This is a genomic window from Stenotrophomonas pavanii (assembly GCF_900101175.1).
GTDB classification, from domain to species: Bacteria; Pseudomonadota; Gammaproteobacteria; order Xanthomonadales; family Xanthomonadaceae; genus Stenotrophomonas; species Stenotrophomonas pavanii.
On sequence record NZ_FNFQ01000004.1, the window covers coordinates 278,076 to 303,857 of the forward strand.

Annotated in this window: 22 protein-coding genes and 3 pseudogenes; 12 read left to right on the forward strand and 13 right to left on the reverse strand. The window is 67.9% G+C overall.

The features are described from left to right. A pseudogene (locus BLS66_RS20840) lies at positions 1 to 232 on the forward strand (hypothetical protein); the annotation flags it as partial. 363 nt (positions 233 to 595) lie between these two features. On the opposite strand, the gene BLS66_RS09865 reads toward BLS66_RS20840, so the two are convergent. From BLS66_RS09865 to BLS66_RS09875, 3 genes are read right to left on the reverse strand one after another with little or no spacing between them, the layout of a single operon-like run. Then, positions 596 to 1,915: a sensor histidine kinase gene (locus tag BLS66_RS09865; protein WP_074725772.1), complete on the reverse strand. Its 1,320-nt coding sequence runs from the start codon at positions 1,913 to 1,915 to the stop codon at positions 596 to 598. Further along, on the reverse strand, positions 1,912 to 2,571 hold the full coding sequence (locus BLS66_RS09870) for a response regulator transcription factor (RefSeq protein WP_074725773.1): 660 nt from the start codon (positions 2,569 to 2,571) through the stop codon (positions 1,912 to 1,914). The genes BLS66_RS09865 and BLS66_RS09870 overlap by 4 nt, the downstream gene beginning before the upstream one ends. Next, positions 2,571 to 2,861: a PepSY domain-containing protein gene (locus BLS66_RS09875; RefSeq protein WP_057494342.1), complete on the reverse strand. Its 291-nt coding sequence runs from the start codon at positions 2,859 to 2,861 to the stop codon at positions 2,571 to 2,573. The genes BLS66_RS09870 and BLS66_RS09875 overlap by 1 nt, the downstream gene beginning before the upstream one ends. A 151-nt stretch (positions 2,862 to 3,012) precedes the next feature. On the opposite strand from BLS66_RS09875, the gene BLS66_RS09880 reads away from it, so the two are divergent. Then, on the forward strand, positions 3,013 to 3,447 hold the full coding sequence (locus tag BLS66_RS09880; protein WP_049461647.1) for a PepSY domain-containing protein: 435 nt from the start codon (positions 3,013 to 3,015) through the stop codon (positions 3,445 to 3,447). Positions 3,448 to 3,599: 152 nt separating this feature from the next. On the opposite strand, the gene BLS66_RS09885 is transcribed toward BLS66_RS09880, so the two are convergent. From BLS66_RS09885 to BLS66_RS09895, 3 genes are all read right to left on the reverse strand, one after another. Continuing rightward, positions 3,600 to 4,079, reverse strand: a complete 480-nt coding sequence (locus BLS66_RS09885; protein WP_014038776.1) for a hypothetical protein — start codon at positions 4,077 to 4,079, stop codon at positions 3,600 to 3,602. A 125-nt stretch (positions 4,080 to 4,204) separates the two neighbouring features. Further along, the gene (locus BLS66_RS09890; RefSeq protein ID WP_074725774.1) at positions 4,205 to 5,413 is read right to left on the reverse strand and encodes an NAD(P)/FAD-dependent oxidoreductase; all 1,209 of its coding nucleotides are present in this window, start codon (positions 5,411 to 5,413) and stop codon (positions 4,205 to 4,207) included. 11 nt (positions 5,414 to 5,424) lie between these two features. Then, positions 5,425 to 5,919 (reverse strand): lipocalin family protein, encoded by a 495-nt coding sequence (locus BLS66_RS09895; protein ID WP_057494340.1) that lies wholly within the window; start codon positions 5,917 to 5,919, stop codon positions 5,425 to 5,427. Between the two features lie 182 nt (positions 5,920 to 6,101). Here BLS66_RS09895 and BLS66_RS09900 point away from each other — a divergent pair, with 182 nt between their 5' ends. Together BLS66_RS09900 and BLS66_RS09905 are read left to right on the forward strand one after the other, a co-directional pair. Beyond that, positions 6,102 to 6,350, forward strand: coding sequence for a hypothetical protein (locus BLS66_RS09900; RefSeq protein WP_006474562.1), 249 nt, complete (start codon positions 6,102 to 6,104; stop codon positions 6,348 to 6,350). Between the two features lie 111 nt (positions 6,351 to 6,461). Next, on the forward strand, positions 6,462 to 8,888 hold the full coding sequence (locus BLS66_RS09905; protein ID WP_074725775.1) for a DUF3772 domain-containing protein: 2,427 nt from the start codon (positions 6,462 to 6,464) through the stop codon (positions 8,886 to 8,888). 192 nt (positions 8,889 to 9,080) lie between these two features. On the opposite strand, the gene BLS66_RS09910 is transcribed toward BLS66_RS09905, so the two are convergent. Both BLS66_RS09910 and BLS66_RS09915 read right to left on the reverse strand, forming a co-directional pair. Beyond that, on the reverse strand, positions 9,081 to 11,186 hold the full coding sequence (locus BLS66_RS09910; protein WP_074725776.1) for a phosphoglycerol transferase I: 2,106 nt from the start codon (positions 11,184 to 11,186) through the stop codon (positions 9,081 to 9,083). A 243-nt stretch (positions 11,187 to 11,429) separates the two neighbouring features. Then, a pseudogene (locus BLS66_RS09915) lies at positions 11,430 to 13,076 on the reverse strand (ABC1 kinase family protein); the annotation flags it as partial. Between the two features lie 245 nt (positions 13,077 to 13,321). On the opposite strand from BLS66_RS09915, the gene BLS66_RS09920 reads away from it, so the two are divergent. Further along, positions 13,322 to 14,248: a DUF808 domain-containing protein gene (locus BLS66_RS09920; protein WP_074725777.1), complete on the forward strand. Its 927-nt coding sequence runs from the start codon at positions 13,322 to 13,324 to the stop codon at positions 14,246 to 14,248. 64 nt (positions 14,249 to 14,312) lie between these two features. Here BLS66_RS09920 and BLS66_RS09925 read toward each other — a convergent pair whose 3' ends face one another. Beyond that, positions 14,313 to 15,851, reverse strand: a complete 1,539-nt coding sequence (locus tag BLS66_RS09925; protein ID WP_049468064.1) for a GGDEF domain-containing protein — start codon at positions 15,849 to 15,851, stop codon at positions 14,313 to 14,315. Positions 15,852 to 15,956: 105 nt separating this feature from the next. Here BLS66_RS09925 and BLS66_RS09930 point away from each other — a divergent pair, with 105 nt between their 5' ends. The 3 genes from BLS66_RS09930 to BLS66_RS09940 all read left to right on the forward strand — a co-directional run bounded on the left by BLS66_RS09930 (position 15,957) and on the right by BLS66_RS09940 (position 17,878). Further along, on the forward strand, positions 15,957 to 16,592 hold the full coding sequence (locus BLS66_RS09930) for a Rossmann-fold NAD(P)-binding domain-containing protein (RefSeq protein ID WP_074725778.1): 636 nt from the start codon (positions 15,957 to 15,959) through the stop codon (positions 16,590 to 16,592). Continuing rightward, positions 16,592 to 17,299, forward strand: coding sequence for a helix-turn-helix transcriptional regulator (locus BLS66_RS09935; protein WP_074725779.1), 708 nt, complete (start codon positions 16,592 to 16,594; stop codon positions 17,297 to 17,299). The genes BLS66_RS09930 and BLS66_RS09935 overlap by 1 nt, the downstream gene beginning before the upstream one ends. 192 nt (positions 17,300 to 17,491) lie before the next feature. Beyond that, a complete protein-coding gene (locus tag BLS66_RS09940) occupies positions 17,492 to 17,878 on the forward strand; it encodes a VOC family protein (protein WP_074725780.1) in 387 nt (128 codons plus the stop codon). Between the two features lie 77 nt (positions 17,879 to 17,955). Here the strand turns inward: BLS66_RS09940 and BLS66_RS09945 are convergent, their stop codons facing one another. Genes BLS66_RS09945 through pdhA form a run of 4 tightly spaced genes read right to left on the reverse strand, consistent with a single transcriptional unit; the run spans position 17,956 to position 21,847 of the window. Next, entirely contained in the window at positions 17,956 to 19,353 is a 1,398-nt protein-coding gene (locus tag BLS66_RS09945; RefSeq protein WP_074725781.1) for a dihydrolipoamide acetyltransferase family protein, read from the reverse strand. After that, complete coding sequence (locus tag BLS66_RS09950) at positions 19,350 to 19,703, reverse strand: SH3 domain-containing protein (RefSeq protein WP_005411349.1); 354 nt, start codon at positions 19,701 to 19,703, stop codon at positions 19,350 to 19,352. Before BLS66_RS09950 ends, BLS66_RS09945 begins: the two co-directional genes overlap by 4 nt. Position 19,704: 1 nt before the next feature. Further along, a complete protein-coding gene (locus BLS66_RS09955; protein WP_049468055.1) occupies positions 19,705 to 20,772 on the reverse strand; it encodes an alpha-ketoacid dehydrogenase subunit beta in 1,068 nt (355 codons plus the stop codon). Beyond that, positions 20,765 to 21,847 carry a pyruvate dehydrogenase (acetyl-transferring) E1 component subunit alpha gene (pdhA, locus tag BLS66_RS09960; protein ID WP_014038763.1) on the reverse strand — a complete coding sequence of 361 codons (1,083 nt, stop codon included), beginning with the start codon at positions 21,845 to 21,847 and terminating at the stop codon, positions 20,765 to 20,767. The genes BLS66_RS09955 and pdhA overlap by 8 nt, the downstream gene beginning before the upstream one ends. 336 nt (positions 21,848 to 22,183) lie before the next feature. Between pdhA and BLS66_RS09965 the strand changes: the two genes are divergently transcribed. The 4 genes and pseudogenes from BLS66_RS09965 to BLS66_RS20550 form a co-directional block, all read left to right on the forward strand. Further along, positions 22,184 to 23,059, forward strand: coding sequence for a tryptophan 2,3-dioxygenase (locus BLS66_RS09965; protein WP_049468053.1), 876 nt, complete (start codon positions 22,184 to 22,186; stop codon positions 23,057 to 23,059). A 180-nt stretch (positions 23,060 to 23,239) separates the two neighbouring features. Beyond that, positions 23,240 to 24,739: a peptide MFS transporter gene (locus BLS66_RS09970; protein WP_049468052.1), complete on the forward strand. Its 1,500-nt coding sequence runs from the start codon at positions 23,240 to 23,242 to the stop codon at positions 24,737 to 24,739. 19 nt (positions 24,740 to 24,758) lie between these two features. After that, positions 24,759 to 25,364 (forward strand): thioredoxin family protein, encoded by a 606-nt coding sequence (locus BLS66_RS09975; protein ID WP_049468051.1) that lies wholly within the window; start codon positions 24,759 to 24,761, stop codon positions 25,362 to 25,364. A 291-nt stretch (positions 25,365 to 25,655) separates the two neighbouring features. Beyond that, positions 25,656 to 25,782: pseudogene (locus BLS66_RS20550) on the forward strand (IS110 family transposase); the annotation flags it as partial.

The window sequence follows — 25,782 nt, forward strand, 5'->3', positions numbered from 1 at the left end:
TGCCGGCCAGCGGCCGGCACTACCCACCGTTGGGTTGGCCAATGTCGACGCCTACCGGGTGTACGGCGACCGGTCGGATTGCCGCTTGGTAGAGCCGGCCGCTGGCCGGCTTCCGCTGGGTGTTCCCGGTGATCACGTGGTTGCCGGCCAGCGGCCGGCACTACCCATCGTTGGGTTGGCCAATGTCGACGCCTACGGGGCGTACGGCGACCGGTCGGTTGCCGCTTGGTAGAGCCGGCCGCTGGCCGGCTTCCGCTGGGCGTTCCGGGTTGCCGGCCAGCGGCCGGCACTACCCATCGTCAGGTTGGCCAATGCCGACGCCTACCGGGTGTACGGAGACGGGTCGGATTGACGCTTGGTAGAGCCGGCCGCTGGCCGGCTTTCGCAGGGCGTTCCCGGTGATCACGTGGTTGCCGGCCAGCGGCCGGCACTACCCATCGTTGGGTTGGCCGATGTTGACGCCTACCGGGTGTACGGCGACCGGTAGGATTGGCGCTTGGTAGAGCCGGCCGCTGGCCGGCTTCCGCAGGGCGTTCCCGGTGACCGCGTGGTTGCCGGCCAGCGGCCGGCACTACCCACCGTTGGGTTGGCTGCGTCACGCCACCGGCAACCACAACGTTGCACGCAGGCCCGGCTGTGCATTCTCCAGCGCCAGGCGCCCGCCATAACTGGCGGCGATGTCCCCTACGATCGCCAACCCAAACCCGCTGCTGCCCTCGCGCTCATCCAGCCGCACGCCGCGCTGGGTGACCTGTTCCAGGGCGTCCGCAGCCAGGCCGGGACCGTCGTCGCGCACTTCGATGCGTAGCTGCCCTTCGCTGGTTTCCGCTTCGACAGTGACCTGCTGCCGCGCCCAGCGCCCGGCGTTGTCCAACAGGTTGCCCAGCATCTCCTCCAGGTCCGCACTGGCACCGGCGAACTGCAACGCCGGGTCGATGCCTTCCGCCGTGAACGCAATGCTGCGCTCGCCATGCACGCGTGCCATCAATTGGCACAGCGCCTGTGCCACGGCCGCCACGTCGGTGCGCTGGCGATGGTCGGCTGCCAGTCCTGCAGCCAGGTAACGGTCGACACTGGCCTGCATGCGTGCGCTCTGCTCGCGCAGGGTGGCGCGCCAGTGCGTACCGTCGCCGTCGGCCTCGGTGGCCAGTACGCTCAGTGGTGTCTTCAGCGCATGCGCCAGATCCTGTGCACTGGTGCGCGCACGCGCGACCATGCGCTGCTGGTGGTCCAGCAGCGCGTTGAGTTCTTCACCCAGCGGTGCGACCTCCGCGCCCAGTCCCTGCGTATCGATGCGCTGCGCATCGCCGCGCCGTACCTGTTCCAGCTGCGCACCGAGGCGATGCAGCGGGCGCAGGCCGAAGCGCACCTGGCTGGCCAGCACCGCCAGCCACGCCGCGACCAGCAGACCCAGGGCGATGGCGGTGCGCTTGCGGAACGCGGCGACATCCGCATCCAGCGCGCTGCGATCGGTGGCGACCACGGCTACCAACGGTTCGCTGGCGCGTGGCAGGCGCACCTGCTGCACCCGTGCGCGCAGGGATTGCTGCAACGGTCCGGGCAGATTGCGCGTGGCCGGGCCGGCAGCCGGCGTCGGTAGACTTTCATCCCACAGTGAGCGTGACTGCAGCAGCACGCGGCCATCGGTACCGGCGATCTGCCAGTAGGCACCGGAGAACACGCGCTGGAAGCGTGCGTCATTGGGTTCCTGGCGCAGGCGCAGCTGCCCGTCCGCATCCACTTCGGCCTGTGCCAGCAGGGTCAGCATGTCCTGCTGCAGTTCGTGGTCGAGGCGGTCGCGCGCGCTGCGCTTGAACAGCTCGCCCAGCAGCGCGCTGGCCAGCAGCGAGACCAGCAGCAGGCCGACGCCGCCGGCCAGCAGCAGGCGCCGTCGCAGCGACGGTTGCCGGTTCATGGCGCAGCCAGCCGCCAGCCCTGGCCGCGCACGGTCTGGATCAGGTCGGTGCCGAGCTTGCGGCGAACCCGTCCGAGCAGCACGTCCAGTGCGTTGGAGTCCGGGTCATGGCCGCCGTCGAACACCTGTTCGCCCAAGCGGTCGCGGCCGATCACCTGCCCGCTGTGGTGGATGAAATAGCTGAGCAGGCGGAACTCCTGCGGGCTGAGGGGCAGCGCCTGCCCATCCAGTTCAAAGCGGCCGGCATTGACGTCCAGCTGCAGCGGGCCGCAGTGCAGGCGCGGGCTGGCGTGGCCATGGCTGCGGCGGATCAGGGCGCGCAGGCGCAGCACCAGTTCGTCGGCCTGGAATGGCTTGGTGAGGTAATCGTCGGCACCGGCGTCGAAGCCGGCCAGTTTGTCGTGCCAGCGCCCGCGCGCGGTCAGTACCAGCACCGGAAAGCCGCGGCCATTGCCGCGCCAGCGCTCGATCACGCTCAGTCCGTCCAGCCCGGGCAGGCCGAGGTCGACGATGGCGGCCTGCAGGTCTTCGATCTGGCCGATCTCCTCGGCCTGGCGACCATCGGCAACCACCTCCACCACATAACCAGCCTGCTCCAGCAGCGGCACCAACCGTTGTGCCAGTGCGGCATCGTCTTCGGCCAACAGGATGCGCATCAGTCGTCGAGCTCCGTCTTCAGCAGCTTTCCGCTGCGCGCATCATAGTCCAGCTCCACCACCACGCCGTCGCCGCGCAGGATCTCCACTTCGTAGACGCCGTCGTCCAGCTCCACTTCCAGCAGCTGGCCCGGGTAGCGCTTGAGCGCATCGCGCACCACGCTTTCCAGCGGCACGTAGCGGCCCTGCTGCACGGCGCGACGCGCGACCTGCTGCGCCGGATCCTGCACGGGCGCGGCGGCGGTCGGGGCGTTGGCCAGGGCCAGCAGCAGGGGCAGGGTGGCGAGCATGCGGGTACGTAAGGAAAGAGGGGTACAGGCGCGAGTGTGGCGCGGATGACTAACAGCCGGCTAACAGCCACGCCTAAGGCGCTGTTAGCCATGGCATGCATCGTGGCGTTGCCGGGATGGTCCGGCCACGAATACGAACAGGAGAACCCCCATGTTGAAGTCGCTCACCCTCGCCACCGTTGCCCTGCTGGCCATTGCACCGGCCGCACAGGCCGCACCGCTGGGCATGGCCCAGGTCGAACAGACCCTGCGCAAGGCCGGCTACACCCAGATCCACGAGATCGAACGCGATGACGGCCTGTGGGAGGCCGACGTGAGCCGTGCCGATGGCCGTTTCAGCGAGGTCTACGTGGACCCGAAGACCGGCGAGATCTTCGATGAGCACAGCGGCCGCACGCTGCTGACCACCGAGCAGGTACTGGCACGCGCACAGGCGCATGGCCTGCGCGAGATCCATTCGCTGGAGCGCGACGGGGCGACCTGGTCGCTGGAAGCCCGCAATGCCCGCAACCAGAAGGTGGAAGTGCGCCTGAGCGGCTACGACGGCCGCATCCTGCACAGCGAGCGCGATGGCTGGCTGGATTGATTCGCGCGCGGGCAGGGGACGGCCGCAGGCCGGCACGGAATGCAGAGCGTGTCGACCCAGGTCGACACCCACCGGCACATGCAAGGTCGACACCTACCAAGCGTACGCAGCGGTAGCAGCCGACCTTGGTCGGCCCAGGCCTGGCGCGGGCCTTACCAGCCGTACGGCGGCGGGTAATCCCAGCCCGGCCCGCGGCCGTAGTAGCCGCCATACGGGCCGAAGAAGCCCGGGCCCTTGCCCTCACTCACGTGGATGTTGAGGTTGACCCCATGGGTCTTGCCCTCATCGGTGGTGTAGTTCTTGCTGAGGTTCAGCGTGGCCGCGTTGTAGTGGCTGTTGCCACCGTTCTTCGAATAGCCGATGCCGGTGGTGAAGCTGCCGGACACCTTGACCTTGTCGTCGGTCACGTCGGCGATCTTCGCATCGTCGTGCACGCGCGGCCCGCTCTTGTCACCGTAATAGGTGCCGGGCGGGTCCTGCTGCAGGGCCGGGTCGTTGAGGTAGCGCATCGGCGCCTGCGGCAGCGTCAGGTCCAGGCCAGCGGCCTGCGGCGCAGTGGCGCCAGCGGCGGACTGGGCCAGCACGGTTCCCGGCAGGGCCAGGCACAGCAGCAGGGTCAGGGGGCGGATCATGACGGCGCTCCAGCGGACAGGTGGCCACGCAACACGCGGCGGTACAGGCCGACGCTAGCAGGGGTTGCTTGAATGATGCCTGTCGGCGCCGGATTGGGGTAGAGCCGGCCGCGGCCGGCTGCAGGTCACAACCGCCCGAACCCGAACAGCCTTTCCAGCGCATGCCTGCGCCGCTCGATCCGGGCCCGCAGCAGCTGGGCGCCGATCATCGAATAAGTGATGCCGTTGCCGCCGTAGGCCATGGCGAAATGGACCCGCGGCCCCCACTGCGCGTGCGGGCCGAAGAAGGGCAGGCCGTCGGCGGTTTCGGCGAAGGTGCCGGCCCAGGAAAAGGCGGGCACCGGGTCCAGCCGCGGGAACCAGTGCAGGAGCTGATCCATCAGCTTGTCGGCCTTGCGCTGCACGCGCCGGTCGCGCCGCGCCGGGATATCGATGGCGTCGTCCAGGCCACCCACCAGCAGGCGGCGGTCACCGGTGACGCGCAGGTACAGGTACGGGCGTGCGCTCTCCCACACCATCGTGCGCTGCAGCCGGCCCAGTACGTCCGCATCGATCGGATCGGTGATGAAGGCATAGCTGCTGCGGTTGCGCGCGACCCGCTGTTCCAGCCAGTGCTGGTTGGCGTAGCCCATGGCCAGGACCACGTGGCGGGCACGGACCGTGGCGCCGGCCTCGGTCATCGCGGTTACGCCCTGAGCGCTGGGCTTGAGCGTATGCAGCACGGTGCGGTCGTGCACGTGGCCACCGCGGCGACGCAGCCGCTGGAGCAGGCCGTAGGTGAGGCGGTAGGGGTCGACCCGGGCCGCCTGGCGGGTCAGCAGGGCGCCGCCCGCATCCACGTCGAAGCGTTCGCGCAGCGCCTCCCGGTCCAGCCAGCGGGCGTCCAGTCCGATATCACGGCGCGCAGCACCCTCGGCCATCAGGCGCGGCACGTCGCGCCGCCGGCTGGCCAGGTACAGGCTGTCCATCTGCCGGAAATCCACGTCCTTCAGCCCACGCGCCACTTCACCCAGTGCCGGGATTGCATCGGCACAGGCCAGGTAGGCCAGGGCGGCAGCATCGTTGCCATAGCGCTGGGCCAGTTCCAGCAGGTGGGTGTCGATCTCGTACTGCAGCAGCGCGGTGCTCGCGGCCGTGCTGCCCCAGCCGATGTCGCGCTGCTCGATCACGGCCACCTCGTGGCCGTGGTGGGACAGCGCGTCGGCGATCAGCGCACCGGTGACGCCGCCACCGACCACCAGCACGTCGCAGCGCAGATCCTGCTCCAGCGGGGGAAAGGCCTGCAGCAGCCCGTTGCGCACCGCCCACCAGGGGTAGCCACTTTTCAGGTCCATGCGACAGGTGCTCAGGCGGTGGGGTGGCCGGTGTGCGGGGTCTGGATCAGTTCGGACAGATCGAAGCCCTGCAGGCGCGCTGCGGCCAGATAATGGTCCTGCACGGTCGCATCCAGGCGCGGCTCGCGCGCCAGCAGCCACAGGTACTTGCGGTCCGGGCTGCCGACCAGCGACACGCTGTAGTCCGGGGCGACCTGGATCACCCAGTAGTCGCCCTTGGCGAACGGTAGCCAGCGCAGGCCCTTGGGCAGGAAGCTGACCTCCAGCCGCGCGCTGTCGTTGTCGACGGCACAGGCCTCGCCGGTAGCTTCTTCGATCTCGCCATCCATGCGGCAGCGGTTGGTGACGCCGACATTGCCGTTGTCGAGCAGGGTGTAGTGCGCCGATACGTCGGTGCAGCCTTCCGGCTCGTGGCGCATCGGCAGGCGTGCGATCTCGTACCAGGTGCCCAGGTAGCGCGGCAGCTTGAGGTCGGCGACGGTCTTCAGCGGCGGGTGGTCGGTCATCGGCAGTCGGGGCGGGGGTGGGCCTCCACGATGCCGATGGCCCTGCCATGGGCGGGTGAAGCCGGGGCGATGGCCACGTCCAGAACGTTGCGTCGCCCCGGCGGCGTGCACGTTGTCACCGGCGCGGCGGTATCCTGCCGCCAGCGCCGTGTTTCCCTGATCCAACCGAGGTGGAGGTGCCGATGTACCAGGTGATCCTGTTGAAGAGTGAATCCGCGTTCGCGCGCGAACAGTGGCCGCAGGTCGATGACCTGGTCGACTACGAGGGCGTCAGCTACAGCCTGCGTGCCGGCCCGCGCCAGCCACTGCCGACCGACCATGACTGGCATCCGGTGGCGGTGTATGCGCCCGATGAGATCACCGAGGAGGAGTTCCAGGACTGGTATGCGCTGCAACAGCCGACGGTGGAAGAGCTGCGCCTGAAGTACTGAGGACTGCCGATGGGGCGGTCGAGCGGCCCGAGGCCGCTGCTGCCGCGCATCCGCCCTTTACCGCCTCTGCCGTATAGTCGCGCGCAGGCGCGGTGGTCCGCGCGAACCGGTGTGTCTGGCGTGTCTTTCTTCCTGCGAGCGATCCGTGCACGGGGGCCCTGGTGGGTCCTGCTGCTGTGCACTGCCTTCCTGCTGTCCGCACCCGTACTGGCGCAGGATGAGGACCCTACGCCGAAGCAGCAGCTGGCGGACATCGATGCGAGCCTGAAGGACGTCGAGCGCAAGCGTGGCGATGCGGAAGCCACCGAGACACTGGCGATGCTGTCCGAGAATGCCTCGCAGGCACGGCGCGACGCCGAGGCGCTGGAAAAGGCACTGCAGCCACAGCTGGACCGCCTCAACGAGCAGTTGGTGCAGCTGGGCACGCCGGCCGAGGGGGCCACTGAGCCGCCGGAGCTGGCGGCGCAGCGGCGCACCCTCACCAAGCAGCGCGACGGCCTGGCCGCTTCGGTGGTGCAGGCCAAGGCCACTGCCGTGCGCGCGCAGCAGTTGGCCACCGATATCGAGCAGCAGCGCACCGCGCAACGTACTGAAGAGCTGGGCCAGAAGGTCGCCTCGCCGCTGTCGCCGGCGTTGTGGAGCAAGGTGGCCGAGCGCCTGCCGATCGATATCGCCCGTGTTGCGCCGTTGGCCCAGCAGGGACGCGATGCGCTGGCCGCCGGCATCCGCAGCCATGGATGGGGCACGCCGCTGCTGGGCCTGCTGGCTGCGCTGGTGATGATGTTCCCGCTGCGGCTGTGGCTGCGCGCGCTGGGGCGGCGGTTTGCCGCGTCCGAGCGCGCCCCTGACGGCCGCCTGCGCCGCTCCGGCCTGGCCATGTGGCTGTTGCTGGTGGGCACGCTGCTGCCGGGTTATGCCGTAGTGGTGCTGATGGCGGCACTGGATGCCATCGACGGGATCGCGCCACGGTTGCAGGTGGTGGCGGACGGCCTGGAGACCGCCACCTTCCGCGCGGCCTTCATTGCCGCGCTCAGTGCCTGCATGCTGGTGCCCAAGCGCCCGTCATGGCGGCTGTTGAACCTGGATGACACCGCCGCGCTGAAGCTGCGCAAGTACGCCTGGGGCGCGGCGGCGCTGGCCTGGCTGAGTACGGTGCTGGTCGCGCTCGATCAGGCCACGCGCACCAGCGACGTCACCACCGTTGCGCTGGACGGCCTGATTGCCCTGACCTACCTCGGCCTGATCATGGCCATGCTGGTGACCCTGGCGCGCCTGCACCGCCGGCAGACCGCCGAGGCCGAAGCCAAGCTGGAGGCGCAGGCCGACGGCCTCGGGGCAAGTACGCCGGTGCGGCGCAGCAGCTGGCTGGTACTGGCGCGGGTGGCGGGCAACATCGCGGTGGTGGCGGCCATCGTCGCGACCCTGCTGGGCTACCTGAATCTTGCAAAGTTCGTGAACCAGCAGCTGATCGGCGGCAGCATCGTGGTGCTGGCCGCGACCCTGCTGTTCAAGTTCGTCGATGACCTGAGCACCTGGATGCTCAACGCCGACAGCAAGGTCGGCCAGACCATCCTGCTCAGCACCGGCCTGAGCGTGTCGCGGCTGGAACAGGCCGGCGTGCTGCTGTCGGCCGCGCTGCGCACGATCGTGGTGCTGCTGGCACTGCTGGCGCTGGTGGCGCCGTTCGGCAACATCGGTGCGGTGGTCGAGCGCTTCTTTTCGCTGTTCACCTCGGGATTCGATGTCGGTGGCACGAAACTGGAGCCGGTGCGGATCGTGCTGGCGGTGCTGGTGCTGCTGGCCGGCCTGGCAATCACCCAGCTGGTCCAGCGCTGGCTGACCGACACCTACCTGCCCAAGACCGAGCTGGACCTGGGCGCACGCAATTCGGTGAGTACCGTTGCCCGTTACGTGGGCATCATCATCGCGGTGATCTGGGCGCTGTCGGCCATGGGCCTGCAGCTGAGCAAGCTCGCGTTGCTGGTCAGCGCGCTGTCGGTGGGTATTGGTTTCGGCCTGCAGGTGATCACCCAGAACTTCGTCTCCGGCCTGATCCTGCTGGCCGAGCGGCCGGTGAAGATCGGTGATTGGGTGAAGCTGGGCGACCAGGAGGGCGACATCCGCCGCATCAGCCTGCGTTCGACCGAGATCCAGGTGGGCGACAAGTCGACGTTGATCGTGCCCAACTCCGAGCTGGTCACCAAGACCGTGCGCAACATGACGATGGGCAACAACCAGGGCCGCATCCAGATCCAGTTCGCGGTGCCGCCCAGTACCGATGTCGGCTCCCTGCGCGAGGCGCTGCTGGAGGCCTACGGCGCACATACCAATGTGCTGAAGCAGCCCGCGCCGACGGTGTACATCGACAGCATCGGCGGGGGCCAGATCACCATCAACAGCTTCGCCTACGTGGCCAGCCCGCGACAGGTCTATGCCACCCGCAGCGATCTGTACTTCAGCCTGCTGCAGATCCTGGCCGAGCGGAACATCCCGTTGTCGACGCCGACCGATATCCACATCACCCGCGACCCGCAGTAGTGCCGGCCGCTGGCCGGCAAACTCAGCAGCAACAGTGTGCTGGGGTCAGATCCGTTTGCCTCCGGAAAACGGATCTGACCCCACGAGCATCCGGCAGATCGCGGAACGCTGTCGAGGGCGGGGTGGGTCCGGAGCGTGCCGGCCAGCGGCCGGCACTACCGCGGGTGCAGGGCGCAGCCCTGCCAGGAACCCTTACCCCCGTGGTCGGCTGCGCGAGGGCACCAGGGCGAACGTATCCACCGCCAGCTTCTCGGCATGGTTCAGCCACGCGCGGATTTCCAGATCATCCACTTCGTGGTCCAGCCCGAAGGAGACGTTGATCTTGCCGTTGGCATCAGGCTGCACCCACTGCTGGGCCAGCACCACCTTGCGCTGCGAGGACACCGCTTCGATCCAGAAGCCACGATCCGGGCGCGTGCTCGCCACCAGCTGCAGCATGTACTGGCCGGCGCGGGTGCGGCGCCCCTTCTGGGTGATCATGTGCGCCTGGCGCACGCTCGGGCGCGGGCCCTGGAATGCATCCAGCGGTGCATCCACCGCGATGCCACCGCGCAGGTCGTCGTCGCGGTAGAGCTTGATGCCGTTGTCGCGGTTGACGAGCAGCGCACACCAGTCGCCGTCGGCCGAGCCGTCCTCGAACGCGGTGCAGCGATCAACATAGGCCAGCGTGTTGTCCGGATCCGCGTCATCGAACTGGCGCGAGGTATTTTCCAGATATACCGACTTCAGCCCCCAGTCCTTGTCGTACTCCAGCAGCACCGGCGGCTGCACGTGCTGCAGGCCAACCACGACCTGGTCATCGCCATCGATCTTCAGTTCGCGGGTCGGTTCGCCCAGCCACAGCGAACGGGCGAACGCCAGGTACTGCGAGTAGTCGCGGCCGCCGTCGCGGCGCGCGGCCACGCTGGCACTCGGCGCGCGCGTTTCATCCAGCAGCGAGCGGCCAAAGCCCATGGTCCGCAGTTTCGGGTCCAGCAGGCTGAGCAGGGTGGCGCCGGAATCCAGCGTCGAACCGTCGTCCACCGCCAGCTGGCGCGGCGCCACGCCCTCGCCGAGGAACAGCAGCAGGTTCTCGCGCTTCTGCTTGGCCAGCACGTGGCTGAGGTCGTTGGGCATCGCCAGGTGGTCGGAGGCGATCACGATCAGCGTGTCCTTGCCATACGGACTGGCCTGGATGCGCTCGACCAGCTGCGAGATCAGCCGGTCGGTGCACTTGAGTGCATTGAGCAGGCCGATGTTGCCGTAGCCGCTCTGGTAGCGCTCGCCCTTGCACGATACCGGCAGGTGTCCCGCCGGATGGTGGGTGTCCATGGTCAGCGTGGTCAGCATGAACGGAGAACCGGCACGCGAGAGCTGCTCGAAGCGCTGGTAGGCGGTATCGAGCAGCACGTCGTCGTGCACGCCCCAGGCCGAGTAGTGGATGCGGCCGATCTTCTTCTGCTGCTTGAACCACGCCAGGTCATGCACTTCGTCGAAGCCATGGCTGGCCAGGAACTGGCCCTTGCCGGCGAACTGGCCGTTGGCGCCGCCCAGATAATGGTTGGTGTAGCCCTGTTGCTTCAGGTAGTCGCCCAGGCACACCGCCTTGGGCAGGAAACTGCCCATGCGGTCCATGCTGTTTTCATCGCCCTGCGAAGTGGTCAGCGGCACGCCGCACATCGATGAGACCAGGCCGGCGATGGTCCAGCCACTGCCTTCGGCCGAGGCCAGGCCCCGCACATCCAGCGACTGGCTGGCGAGGCGGTTGAGGTTGGGCATCAGCCCGGGAAACACGGCTTCGTCCAGGTAGGTGCGTTCGAGGCTTTCACCGTAGATCCAGACGATGTTGCGCGGGTGCTGCAGCGGCTGCGTCGGCACCTGGTACTCGGGGGCGATGCGGGCGAAATCGACCGGGCGCAGCTGCTGGTAGAGGCGCTGGCCATCGCGGGCCAGTGGGCTGATCAGGATCGTTGCGATCCAGACAACGGCGAAGCCGGCAAACCAGCCGCCACCGTGGCCCGGCCGGCGCCAGCGCTTCACCCGCGTGGCAAACAGCGGCAGCAGCGAGACCAGTGCAAGCACCACGAAGCCGGCGATGTAGCCCTTGAAGTCTGCGATACCGGCGCCTTCCATGTCGGCGCCGAGGTGGTACAGGGTGGCGGCGTTGAGCCCGTCACCGGACAGCTTGTCGATCAGCCACCACGCGCTGAGCAGGAGCAGCAGCAGCGAAAACGCACCGGCCTTCCACCACACCCACCGGTCGGAGGCGAGGAACAACCAGCACAGCAGCAACAACGACAGCAGCAGTATCCAGAGCATAGGCAGCTTCGGCAGTGACGGGGTGGTGGTGATGGACGTCGTACCGACGCGTGTCCATCCGACCGGCGCTGCCGCAAGCACATGCAGATGACAGGCCGATGACCCGATAGTGCATGCACGAACCTGACTGAAATGTTTGTTGAAATGACGCGCGCGCAATGGCGCTCACAAGGTAAAACGAGCGTGAAAGGCTGCGTTGGATTGCATTAAAAAGCGCATGAATACGGCTGTTTCGCCAATGCACTAGCGGTGCCCGCGCTCCTCGCGTGCGCGTGCGCGACGATCAAACAGCAATGCACTGGTCACGATGCCCAGGCCCAGCACCACGCCGATCATCAGCAGCACCAGCGCGATGAGGGGATAGCCGAACAGGTGCCAGCCCGTGTCGATCTTCATCATCAACGCGGCGGCCATGATCAGTGCCGCGCTGATGATGCCGGCCGCCACACGGTTGGCGATCTTCTGCAGGTTTTCCATCAGCCGTGATTCTTCCAGCCCGGTCACCTTCATCTGCAGGCGGTTCTCGGCCAGCAGCGCCATGATGTCCGACAGCTTGCGGGGGCCATCGCGCAGCAGCTGCTGCATTTCCATCGCTTCGCTGGCGATGTTGGCCGCGGACAGCGACTTCTTCAGGCGCGCGCGCATCACGTGCTGCAGCTGGCGCTCGACGATGCGGCGGGTATCCAGCTCCGGTGCCAGCAGCCGGCACACCGTTTCCAGGTTGAGCAGCGCTTTGCCCAGCAGGCTCAATTCCGGCGGGGTGCGCAGGCCGCAGGCCGTGGCGATGCGCACCATGTCCAGCACCACGCGGCCTTCGGAGAAGCTGCCACTGGCCGCATAGCGCGCGATCAGCTGGCCGGTTTCGCGCAGGTAGCGCTCTTCATCGAAGGCCTCCAGCCGCGTGCTGATGCTGATCAGGTCATCGGCCACTTCCTCGCCACGGCCGTCGACCGCCGCGAACAGGATCTTCAGCAGACGCTCGCGCAGGCGCGGTGGCATGTGCGCGACCATGCCCAGGTCGAAGATCGCCAGCCGGCCATCGGGCATCACCCTCAGGTTGCCCGGGTGCGGGTCTGCATGGATCTCGCCATGCACGAAGATCTGGTCCAGGTAGCCGCGGATCAGCGCGGCCGCCAACGGGTCCATGTCCTGCTCGGTGCGGCGTACGCCGGAGATCGCATCCACGCGCACGCCGGTGGCAAGCTCCATCGTCAGCACGCGCTGGCTGCTGTAGTCCCAGACCGGCTGCGGCACCCACAGCCGGCGGAACGGCCGCAGGTGCCGTCCGAAGCGCGCCAGGTTTTCGGCCTCGGCGTGGTAATCCAGCTCCTGCATCAGGGTCTTGGCGAACTCGTTGAGCCAGTCGCGCAACCGCACGCGGCGGCCCACCTGGGTCAGGTGGTCGGCGGCCAGCGCGAAGCTGCGCAGTGCCTCCAGGTCCGAGCGCAGCTGCGCGGCCACTTCGGGCTTCTGTACTTTCACCGCCACCTGGCGGCCATCGTGCAGCACCGCGCGATGCACCTGCGCGATCGACGCACAGCCCAACGGCTCGGGATCGAACGAGGCAAACAGCTTGTTCACCCCTACGCCCAGTTCCTGCTCGATGATCGCGTGGATGCGCTCGACGGGGATCGGCGCCACCTTCTCCTGCATGCGCTCCAGCGCCGTGGCGAACTCCACCGGCACCATGTCCGGCCGCGTGGACAGCATCTGGCCCAGCTTGACGAAGGTCGGCCCCAGGGCTTCCAGGTCGCTGACGAACTGCTCCGGATTGCCGTCGGCGGGTACGTCGGCCTGGCTGCTTGCCGCATCCAGGTTCATGCCCGAGAACACGCCCGAGTGGCGATAGCGCATCAGCAGGCGCAGGATCTGGCTGCGCCGGTTCATGCCTTTGACCAGCGGGGGATTGCCATTGGCGGCGGACGGATTGCTCAAGCGGAACTCCCATGCGACGAAGACAGGTAGCGCCAGCCGTTGGCCGGCAATGTCCGAAACTGTGCGGCGGCCGGCCAGCGGCCGGTACTACCGGGTTTCCCAGTGTCGCCGGGCGGCGGTGGGCACGCGGTGAATCCGGCGTCTTCCGCAGTCCACACCGGATCGGTCAGAATCCGCTCATCCCCTTTCTTGGACGCCCCATGGCCGGTGCCAGCCTGTTCGCCCTGCTCGACGATATCGCCACCCTGCTCGACGATGTCTCGATCCTGACCAAGGTCGCGGCGAAAAAGACCGCCGGCGTGCTCGGCGACGATCTGGCGCTGAACGCGCAGCAGGTCACCGGGGTCAACGCCAACCGCGAACTGCCGGTGGTGTGGGCGGTGGCCAAGGGCTCGCTGCTCAACAAGGTGATCCTGGTACCGGCGGCACTGGCGATCAGTGCGCTGGAAGCCTGGCTGCACGGCCGTGGCTGGAACGTGCCGCTGATCGTGCCGTTGATGATGATCGGCGGTGCCTTCCTGTGCTTTGAGGGCGTGGAGAAGCTGGCGCATCGTTTCCTGCATTCCTCCGAGGACGATGCCGAGCGCCTGGCCGAGCGGCGCAAGGCGCTGGCCGACGCGCAGGTGGACATGGTCGCGTGGGAGAAGGACAAGGTGAAGGGCGCGATCCGTACCGACTTCATCCTGTCGGCCGAGATCATCGTGCTGACGCTGGGCGTGGTCGCCACCGCTCCGTTCACCAACCAGGTGATCACCCTGGCCGTGGTGGCGCTGGCGATGACGGTGTTCGTCTATGGACTGGTGGCCGGCATCGTCAAGCTCGACGACGTCGGCCTGTACCTGTCGCGCAAAGGCGGCGCCATCGCCGCCTTCGGTCGTGGTCTGGTGGCCTCGGCACCGTGGCTGATGAAGTTCCTGTCGGTGGCCGGCACCATCGCCATGTTCCTGGTCGGCGGCGGCATCCTGGTCCACAACGTGCCGGCGCTGCACCACGCGGTGCAGGCGCTGGGCGGCCAGGGCCAGTGGGGCTGGCTGGTCAGTGCGGCCGGCAACATGGTGGTGGGCATCATCGCCGGTGCCATCGTGCTGGCGGCAGTGACCGGCTTCCAGAAGCTGCGCGGCAAGTAAGCCCGTGGACCCTCGGGGCCAGATGCCTTTTCCGTTGGGAAAGGGATCTGGCTCCATTCCACGATCACCCTGCCTGCACGCGGTTCTTGCCCTGTCGCTTGGCCGCATACAACGCGTCATCCGCACGCCGCAGCAGGGCCTCGGCATCATCGCCGGGCTGCCATTGCGACAGGCCGGCGCTGAAGTGCACCGGCACGCGGCGGTCCTGCACGGTCAGCACGCGATGGGCCAGCGAGCGCTGCAGGCGCTGCACGGTGGCCATGCTGTCGGCCGCCTGGGTTTCCGGAAGCACCAGCACGAACTCGTCGCCGCCCAGCCGTGCGATGCCATCGGTCGCCCGCAGCAGCAGCTTGCACACGGCCACCAGGTGCTGCAGCAGCGCGTCGCCACCGGCATGGCCGTGTGCATCGTTGGTCTGGTGGAAATCATCCAGGTCGATCACCGCCACGCCCAGGGGTGCGTTGTTGCGTGCGGCACGGGCCAGCTCGCGTTGCAGCAGTTCGTCCAGGCCACGGCGGTTCAGCGCCTGGGTCAGTGGATCGATGCGCGCCAGGTCACCGGCCGCGCGCAGCTCCTGCTCCAGCTCGGCAATGCGCTGCTCAGCACGTTCCACCTCCTGCCGCGCGTTGGCCAGATGATCGCGGGCCTGCGCAGCCTGCTGCTGCACCTTGCCGGTGTCGCGCATCACGTCCTGCAGCAGCTGGTTGAGGTCGGCGATGCTGCGTGCCTCGCGCAGCTGCAGCGCGTAGCTGCCGATGCGGTCATGGTATTCGCCGGTACTGGTGGCCATGCCATCCATGCGCTCGATGAACTCGCCCATCAACCCGCGCATGGCTGCCTTCGAATCGTCGATGCCCTGGCGCAGCAGGCCCTGCTTGTAGATCACTTCGCGCAGTTCGGCGCGGGTGCGCTCGACCGCTTCGGCTTCCAACGGCCCGTCCAGCAGTTGCCGTACTGCGGCGATCTGGCCCTGCAGCCAGCTGCGGTCATCCAGCAGCTCGCTCACGTTCTCCAGCAGCAGCGCGAACAGCTCCAGCAGCAGCGCCTGCTGCTCCTGCCAGCTCTCGGCGCGCACGCCGACCTGGTGGCCAAGCTCGCGCACCCCCTGCTCGATCGGCTCCAGCGCGGTACCCGGTTGCCACTGGCGCAGGCGCACGGCCAGCGCCTGCGCCTGCTCGCGCAGGTCCGGGTCATGCTGCAGCAGCGCCACCACCGCGCCGCCCAACAGCAGCCGCAGCTGCTCGGACAGGCGCAGGCTTTCCGGCTGCCCGTCCGGCGAATGCTGCTCGATGGTACGGATGTACTTGTCGATCAGCTGCCGCATCGCGCGCCCGTAGCGCGGCCAATCGGCACTGGCCTGCGCCGATTGCAGGCGGTCACCCATGTCGCCCAGTTCGCCGGGCAGGGTGGCCATGCCGTTGGCGAACGCGGCCAGCAGGGGCTCCGGCGCGTCGGCCCCGGCGAACAGCTGCTGCAGCGCCACGCCACCGCCGCCCTGCAGCACCACACGATCACCCCGGCCGTCGTCCGCCGCCGCGCGCACGCGTGCCGGTGGCCCAAGGGCGGTGCCGGGTGCAGGGCGGGGATCGGGCTGGTCCGTCATCGAGCGAATCCTGGGGCTGGCAGGGTCTGGTTCCAGCATATCGGCGCGGCCGCCGAGGGCTTGAACGGCTAGGATGGGCGACAGGATGCCGTAGTGGAGGTGGGGATGCGCGTGATGCTGCTGGGGGCGACCGGCCTGGTAGGTGGGCAGGTCCTGCCGATGTTGCTGGATGACCCGCGCTGCCGCGCCGTCGTGGCGCCCACCCGACGGCCGCTGGCGCTGTGTGATCCGAAGCTGCACGCGCCGGTGCTGCAGTTCGATGCGCTGCCCGATGCACCGGCGTGGGCCCGCGTGGACGCGGTGATCTGCGCGCTGGGCAGTACCCTGGCCCAGGCCGGCAGCCGGGAAGCCTTCCGTCGCATCGACCACGGCTACCCGATGGCGTTTGCCCGTCTTGCCCGGGCCGAGGGCGCCCGCGCCTTCGCACTGAATTCCGCCGCCGGTGCCAATCCGCAGTCACTGATCTTCTACAGCCGGGTCAAGGGCGAGCTGGAACGTGACCTGCGTGCGCTGGGCTTTGCCTCTTTGACCCTGGTCCGGCCGGGCTTGATCGGCGGCGAACGCAACGAAGTCCGGCGCGGAGAGCGATGGGCGCTGTCGGTGCTGGGCGCGCTGGGACCAGTGCTGCCGCGGTCATGGCGGATCAATCCGGCGGGTGAGATCGCCCGGGCGCTGGTCGAGGCCGCACTGGCCCCGCATCCGGGCGAACACGTGGTGGCATCCCGCGCGCTGGTCGGCTGATGTCGCGTGCGCTCCGCCTGAACCAGCTGCAGCAGCTGCTGCGCCGCCATCGGCGACCGGTGGCGGGGCAGGCGCTGGCCGATGCGCTGGGTATCAGCCTGCGCACGCTGTACCGCGATATCGAAACCCTGCGCGAGCAGGGCGCCGACCTGCGCGGCGAGGCCGGCGTCGGTTACCTGCTGGCCCCCAGCGATACCCTGCCGCCGATGACCCTGCCACCGGCCGAGATCGACGCGCTGGTGCTGGGACTGCGTTGGGTCGCGGCGCGCACCGAGCCGGCGCTGGCCGAGGCTGCACGTGACGCCCTGGCGCGCATCGCGCACGTATTGCCCGTGGCGCGCCGCGAGGCCCTGCGTGACAGCGGCCTGCGCGTTGGCCCATCGCGTGCTGCGGCCAAGGTGCCGGCGGCACGCCTGCAGGCCGTGCGCGAAGCCGTGGGTTCGCAGCAGCGCCTGCAGTTCGGCTACCAGGATGCGCAGGGACAGCGCAGCGAACGGATCGTCTGGCCGTTCGCGCTGGGCTACTTCGATGAAGTGCCGATGCTGGCGGCCTGGTGTGAGCGCCGCGAGGATTTCCGCCGCTTCCGGCTGGACCGCATCCGCCAGGTGCGGGTGCTGGAGGAGCACTATAGGGTGCCGCGTGCCACCCTGCTGCGGCGCTGGCAGAAGGCACAGGGCATCGCACCGGACTGGCTGGACCGTTCGTAGCGTCGGGCCCGCTCGACTGCTTCTGCGTTCTGCTTCCTGCCTCTTGGGGGAGGGCGGCCTTCGCACGCGAACAGCAGTCGAGCAAGCTCGACCTCCACCAAGGCAACAGCAGTCGAGCACGCTCGACGCTGCTGACAGAATCTGTCAGCAGGGCCGTACCACCATGATCGCTCCCAACAACGGAGCTTCCCCATGTTCAAGCCCAGCACCCTGCTGCAGTACGTGCGCGACGTTACCGCCAGCGCCACCTTCTACAGCGGCATCCTCGGCAAGCCACCGGTGGAGCAGTCGCCCGGCTTTGCCCTGTTCCTGCTCGGCGATGGCGCCGCACTCGGCCTGTGGCAACGCGACGACGTGCAACCGCCGGTGTCCGCGCAGGCCGGTGCCGCTGAACTGGCGATGGTCGTCGCCAACCCCGACGTCGTGCAGCAGCTGCACGATGCGTGGCGCGCGCTCGGTGTGGAGATCCTGCAGGCGCCGGTGACATTGGAATTCGGCCACACTTTCGTCGGGGTAGACCCGGATGGGCACCGCCTGCGTGTGTACAGCCGCGCCGAGGGCATGGTCGCGCGCGATTGATCGCGTGCATTCTGTAGAGCGGGCATAAAAAAACGCCGGGCAATGCCCGGCGTTCGTGTTTCACAGGTGGTGGCCGATCAGCTGGCCAGCGCCAGGTCGTCCATCATCGCGCGCAGGAAGCGGGCGGCTTCACCGCCGGTGGCTGCGCGGTGGTCGAAGGTGACCGACAGCGGGATCACCTTGTGCGCTTCCACGCCGCCCATCACCGGGGTCATCTGGTGGCGGGCACGGCCGGCACCGACGATGGCCACGCACGGCGGCACGACGACCGGGGTTGCGTAACGACCGGCGAACATGCCGAAGTTGGACAGCGAGATGGTGTAGCCACTCAGTTCCGAGGCGGCGATCGAACGCGATTCCACCTGCTCGCGCAGGCGGTTGACGCCTTCGCGGATGCCGCGTGCATCGAGCATGTCGGCATTGCGCAGGGCCGGCACGAACAGGCCGTCGTCGGTGTCCACGGCGATGCCGATGTCCACCTGCGCGTGCAGGGTGCGGGTCAGTGCTTCGCCGTCGAACCAGGCGTTCATCGCCGGCACCTTCTGTGCGGCAACGACGATGGCGCGCACCAGGCGGGCGGTGACGTCGTTGCCCGGCAGCCAGGCGTGGATGTCGGCGTCGTCGTTCAGCGTGGTCGGCACGACCTTGCTGTGCGCATCGGCCATCACGCGGGCCATGTTGCGGCGCACGCCCTTCAGCGGTTCCGGCTGGCCCTTGGCGACCACGCCGGGCGGCTGGGTGCGCATCGGCTTGCCGGCGGCAGACAGCGGGGTGCGGGCTTCGCTCTGCACCGGTGCGGACACCTGCGCGGGGACCGGCGCGGCATACGCAGCGGCAGCGACCGGCGCCGGAGCAGCGCCGAGCTTGGCGCTGCCGTTGGCGGCGGCCTGCTTGACGTCGGCCATGGTCACCGCGCCATCGGTGCCGGTGGCGGCCACGCGGCTCAGGTCCACGCCCAGCTTGCGCGCCATCGCACGCACGGCCGGCACGGCCTTGACGCCACCGACGGCCAGCGCCTGTTCGGCATGCACGGCATTGGAGCTCTGCATGGCGCCGACCACGGTGCCGGCGTCATCACGTTCGGCCGCGGCGGGCTTGGCGTCCTCGGCGGCAACCGGAGCGGCCGCAGCCGGCAGCGGCGGCGGGGTCGGTGCGGCCGCCGGCGCGGCCGGTGCTGCGTGGCCATGGCTGTGGCCGGTGTCCTGGCCGTCGGCGCGCTGCGGCAGGTTCGGGTCCAGCTCGAAGCTGGCCAGCACCGAGCCGGTCGGGATGATGTCGCCGGCCCCGCCGGACAGCTTCAGCACCTTGCCGGAGAACGGCGAGGGCACTTCCACCACGGCCTTGGCGGTCTCCATCGAGACCAGCGGCTCGTCCAGCTTGATCACATCGCCTTCCTTGACGAACCACTCGACGATGGTCGCGTCCGGCAGGCCTTCGCCCAGGTCGGGCAGGTTGAAGTTCTTGGTCTGGCTCATTTGCAGTTCTCTTCCAGCAGTTCCAGTTCGCGGGCCGGCAGCCAACCCGTCGCGCCATTGGCGCGCTCGGACCACCACCACCCGCCGTGTTCGTGATGAAGCTTCACCATCTCGCCGCTTTCCACATCCAGCTCGCGGGCGTCGTAGTCGCACAGGGCTTCAGCGCGACCCTCGTCCAGCAGCTGCAACCAGGCGATGGGCGCCCATCCAGCGCGACCATCGTTGGTGCGTACCCAGGCAAACGCCGGCCATTCCTCGTCACGGACACCTACTTCGACGATCTGGCCGGTGTGGAACCGGAGCGGGTTGGGATACTGGCTGCGGTAAGCCCCCAGAAGGCGGGCCCGCATGTCAGCCGGCCGCCACCGCGCGCTTGGCCGCAGCCACGATCCGCTCGACGCTCGGCAGGTACTTCATTTCCAGGCGGAACAGCGGAATGTGGGTGTCGTAGCCAGTGACGCGCTCGACCGGGGCCAGCAGGTCGTAGATCGATTCCTCGGCCAGGCGCGCGGCGATCTCGGCGCCGAAGCCCGCCGTCTTCGGGGCTTCCTGCACGATCACGCAGCGGCCGGTCTTGGCCACCGACTCGGCAATGGTGGCGAAGTCCAGCGGACGCAGGGTGGCCACGTCGATGACTTCGGCACTGATGCCTTCGCCGGCCAGCTTGTCGGCCGCTTCCAGCGCTTCCTTCACCTGCGCGCCCCAGGTCACCAGAGTCACGTCGGTGCCGTCGCGCAGCACGAAGCAGACGTCCAGCGGCAGGGCTTCACCGTCGTTGACGACCACTTCCTTGTACTGGCGGTAGATGCGCTTGGGCTCCATGTAGATCACCGGATCCGGTTCGCGGATCGCGGCCAGCAGCAGGCCATAGGCGCGCTGCGGCGAGGACGGCAGCACCACGCGCAGGCCCGGCACGTTGGTGAAGATCGCCTCGTTGGCTTCGCTGTGGTGTTCCGGCGCGCGGATGCCGCCGCCCCACGGCACGCGCAGCACCATCGGGCAGTGCAGGCGGCCACGGGTGCGGTAGCGCAGGCGCGCGGCGTGGCAGACGATATGGTCGACCATCGGGTACATGAAGCCGTCGAACTGGGCTTCGGCCACCGGCTTCATGCCCTGTGCGGCCAGGCCGATGGTCAGGCCGGCGATGGTGGTCTCGTCCAGCGGGGTATCGAGGATGCGGTCCGAGCCGAAGCGCTGCTGCAGACCGGCGGTGGCGCGGAACACGCCGCCGTTGACGCCCACGTCTTCGCCCAGCACCAGCACCGACGGGTCATGTTCCAGCTCCCAGGCCAGCGCCTGGGTGATGGCTTCGATGAGGGTGATCGGGGTGGTGGTCATGCTGTCATCTCCGCGCGCGACAGCAGCGCTGTCGGCGGCGTTGGTGTGCGCGCCGGGCGCGTTGTTCTTGATCTCATCCATGGCGCTTCTCCAGGGCGATCGCCTGGGCACGCTGGGCCAGCAGGTCCGGCGGCGGATCGGCATACAGGAAGTCGAACATCGCCTCGACCGGCTGCACCGGCGTATTGAGGTAAAGGTTCACTTCCTCGTCCACGCGCGCGCCGCACTCGGCGGTCCACGCGGCTTCTTCTTCCTCGCTCCACACGCCGGCGTTGATCAGGTACTTGCGCAGGCGCAGCATCGGCTCGCGCTGCCAGGCATCCTTCACTTCGGCGTCGTCGCGGTAGCGGCGCGCGTCGTCGGCGGTGGTGTGGTCGGACAGGCGGTAGGTCATCAGTTCCAGCACCGTGCCACCGTCGCCGGCCAGCGCACGCTCGCGCGCCTGCTCCATCGCCGCCAGCACGGCGATCAGGTCGTTGCCGTCCACCTGCAGGCAGTGCAGGCCGCCGGCCAACCCCTTCTGTGCCAGCGTCTCGGCACCGGTCTGGGCCGAACGCGGGACCGAGATGGCCCAGCCGTTGTTGACGATGCACAGGATCAGCGGGAGCTTGTAGGCGCCGGCCGAATTCAGTGCCGCGTAGAAGTCGGTCTTGGAGCTGCCGCCATCGCCACACACGGCCACGGCGATCTGCGGTTCCTTGTTGAGCTTGAACTTCAGCGCGGCACCGGCGGCATGCAGGCACTGGGTGGAAATCGGCACGCAGAACGGGAAGTCCTTGGCCGCGTTGCCGCCGTAATCGTTGCCGCGCTCGTCGCCGCCCCAGTACATCAGCACGTCGTGCGGGCGCACGCCCCGCATGAACATCGCGCCATACTCGCGGTACGAAGGCGCGAACACGTCGTCCTTCTGCATCGCCGCGCCGATGCCCACGTGCGCGGCTTCGTGGCCCAGGCAGGCGGCATAGGTGCCCAGCTTGCCGGTGCGCTGCAGCGCGATGGACTTGCTGTCGAACGTGCGTACGAACAGCATCTGCTTGAACAGCGGTACCAGGACCTTCGGGTCGCGCAGCGACGCGGGCAGGTCATCGCGGACGAGCTTGCCGTCCGCGTCCAGGTACTGCAGGTATTCGATCTTGAATTCAGCGGCAACCGTCATTGCGTACTGCACCTTCGACAGAGAAGTTACAAATGATATGAATCGCCATGTTAAGGAACGCGTACGGAATAGCCTTCCTGCGCCGCAACACGGCAACGCCCTGTTTTACCCCTGCCGGCGGGTGGGGGGCCAATAACAACAACGTATTCAGTCGTTGCTGCAAAGCATCAGAATACGCCTCTGGCTGACCGCCGGCGCAACGACCCGATCGGTTCCACGCGCAGGCCCCGCATCGGCCAATGCTCCACGGGGCACCGCACGCCCCGGTATGGACGGCGCGGCTGCCCGCGCGGCTGGCAACGCGCTACCCTTGCCGCCCCCGATCTGGCCGCACCCATGTCCGTCGACAACAACCAACGCGATCTCGAAGCCGGCATCCACACCGACCTGCAGGGCCGCCTGACCTATGGTGGTTACCTGCGGCTGGACCAGCTGCTCAGCGCGCAGCAGCCGTTGTCCAGTCCGCCGCATCACGACGAGATGCTCTTCATCATCCAGCACCAGACCTCGGAGCTGTGGCTGAAGCTGCTGGGCCACGAACTGCGTGCGGCGATCGGCTTCCTGCAGCGCGATGAGGTGTGGCAGTGCCGCAAGGTGCTGGCCCGCAGCAAGCAGGTGCTGCGCCAGCTCACCGAGCAATGGTCGGTGCTGGAAACGCTGACCCCGTCCGAGTACATGGGCTTCCGCGACGTGCTGGGCCCGTCCTCGGGCTTCCAGTCGCTGCAGTACCGCTACATCGAATTCCTGCTGGGCAACAAGAACGCGCAGATGCTGCAGGTGTTCGAGCACGATCCGGCCGGGCAGGCGCAGCTGCGCACCGTGCTGGAGGCACCGAGCCTGTACGAGGAGTTCCTGAAGTACCTGGCGCGCTTCGGTCATGCCGTGCCGGCGGTGTACGAGGCCCATGACTGGACCCAGCCGCATGTGGCCGACGACGCCCTGCAGCCGGTCTTCGAGCGCATCTACCAGGACACCGACCGCTACTGGCGCGAATACGCGCTGTGCGAGGACCTGGTGGATCTGGAGACCGCCTTCCAGCTGTGGCGATTCCGGCACATGCGCACGGTGATGCGGGTGATCGGCTTCAAGCGCGGCACCGGCGGCTCGTCCGGCGTGGGCTTCCTGGCCAAGGCGCTGGAGCTGACCTTCTTCCCCGAACTGTTCCAGGTGCGCACCAGCCTGCAGGCCGCGCCCCCCTCAGCGCTGGACTGATCCCCATTCAGCTTGGCCTCGGCCGCTGGCTGGATCGTTTCAGATGCAAGTTCAGCGAGCAGGCCGGCACCTGCCTCAAACGGCGTGTATTTGACGTGAACGCCAGAAGTCGGTGATCCTCGCGCGTTGCTCCAACTGCACAGCGGACGTGCTCGTCATCCACCGAACCAGGAAATCCGCATGAGCCTAAACGCCACTGCGAACACCCCAGAGCCGGCGCTGCCGGACTTCAAGACCACGCTGGGCCACCCGCGCCCGTTGTGGATGCTGTTCATGACCGAGTTCTGGGAGCGCTTTGCGTTCTATGGCATCCGCTGGGCCTTGGTGCTGTACATCGTCGCCCAGTTCTACAACGGCAGCGCTGCCGGTGAAGGCGACGCCAGCCGCATCTATGGCGCCTACCTGGCCCTGGTGTACGCCGCGGCGATCTTCGGTGGCTACGTGGCCGACCGGGTGCTGGGCTACCAGCGCTCGATCCTGACCGGCGCGATCATCATGGCCGCCGGCCTGTTCATGATCTCGCTGCCGCAGGAGCACATCTTCAAGCTAGGCCTGGCCACGATCATCGTCGGCAACGGCCTGTTCAAGCCGAACATCTCGACCATGGTCGGCAAGCTGTACGGCCTGAAGGACGAGCGCCGCGACTCGGGCTTCACCATCTTCTACATGGGCATCAACATCGGCGCGATGATCGCCCCGGTGCTGACCGAGTACCTGGCCCGCAAGGTCTTCGGTACCGATGCGATGCCGTCCTACAAGGTCGTGTTCATCGCTTCGGGCGTGGGCATGCTGATCTCGCTGGTGTGGTTCTACATCGGTCGTGCCGGCCTGAAGGGCATCGGCGCACCGCCGGCCGGCGCTGAAGGCTTCGGCCGCATCATCATGGTGCTGGCCGGTGCCGTGGTCGCCATCCCGGTGGCGTACTTCCTGCTGGCCACCGGCGCCACCGCGCTGGCCTGGATCCTGGGCGCGATGTTCACCGCCCTGGCCGTGCTGCTGCTGGTCGAGGGCGTCCGCGAGGGCAAGGTGCAGCGCGACCGCGTGATCGCCATGCTGATCATCTTCGCCTTCAACGTGATGTTCTGGATGTTCTTCGAACAGGCCGGCAGCTCGTTCACCTTCCTGGCCGAGAACATCGTCAACCGCCAGTTCGGCAGCTGGACCTTCCCCACTGCATGGTTCCAGTCGGTCAACTCGGTGGCGATCATCACCCTGGCGCCGGTCATCGCCTGGATCTGGGTGGCCATGGGCCGTGCCAATCCGTCCATTCCGCGCAAGTTCGGCCTGGGCCTGCTGTTCAACGGCGCCGCCTTCGCCCTGCTGATGTTCGCCCTGTCGCAGATGGTCGTGGACGGCAAGATTCCGTTCTGGACCCTGTTCATGGTCTACGTCATCCAGTCGGTCGGTGAGCTGTGCCTGTCGCCGATCGGCCTGTCGATGGTGACCAAGCTGGCCCCGGTGCGCCTGGTCGGCTTTGGCATGGGTGGCTGGTTCCTGTCCACCGGCATCGGCAACAACCTGTCGGGCATCTTCGCTGGCGTGGTCAGTGGTGAAGGCGGCATGACGGTCGAGTCGGCCCTGAAGGGGTATACCTTCGGGTTCTGGGCCCTGATCGGCTCCGGCGTGGTGCTGTTCCTGATCGCCCCGCTGATCAACAAGCTGATGCACGGCGTCAAATGATGATGAGAGGGTAGAAGGCATGCGTAGCAAGCTCGGTACTGCGGTAGTGGTGGTCTGTGCGGCGCTGATCGGCGCCTGTTCGCAACCGCAACCGCCTGCCGCCGCCGAGCCCACGCAGCCGCTGGATACCCGCCCCACCGAGCCACCGGTCGCTGACCCCAGCGAACCGGTGGCCTCGGGCAATACCCCGGTGGCGGCGGACATCGCCGCCATCGCCGGGCTCGGCGCGCAGTTCGACCCGGCGCGCGACCCCGCCGATGACCTGGCCACCGCCAAGGTGGAAGCCCAGCGCGGCAAGAAGCGCATCCTGCTCGAGGTCGGCAACGCCGCCTGTGAGCGCTGCCGGGCGCTGGACGACGTGGTGGAAGGCAACGGCGACCTGCGTCGCTTCCGCGATGCCCACTACGTGTGGGTGAAGGTCAACGCCAGCGACGAGCAGCCCAACACCGCCTTCCTTGCCCAGTTCCCGGTGATGGAGCGCGACTACCCGCACCTGCTGGTGCTGGACGCCGATGGCGGCCTGCTGGTGTCGCAGGCCACTGCTGAGCTGCGCAAGGGCGAAGCCTTCCAGCCCGCGCGGGTGGACGCCTTCCTCAAGCAGTGGGCACCGGACAAACCGGAGTAGGGTAGTGCCGGCCGCTGGCCGGCAGCTGCGGTAGGGGTCGACCGTGGGTCGGCACTGAGGCGCATCCACGCCTTGCGCGGATCTTATCTCTTGCCGATCTGGCACCTTGGTTGCCGAGAGCCCGGCGTGGGCGACCGTGTGGATCCAGGTCTTGCGACCGAGAAGTAGCTTGGGTCCCCACGCCGGATTCTCCCTGAACCGCCCGAACAGTTGGTTGAGTTGGCGCTCGAACTGATAAGACTGGGCAAGCGGGGAGAGCTCTCGACCCTGTCAGCCTAGCGGAGTTCTGCCATGTTTGGGATCGGGATTGATGTGAGCAAAGCCACGCTGGATGTGGCCGTCCATGGAGAGCAGTTTCGCCAATTCAGCAACGACAAGCGCGGCTTTGTACGCTTGATTCGGTGGCTGAAGACGTGGC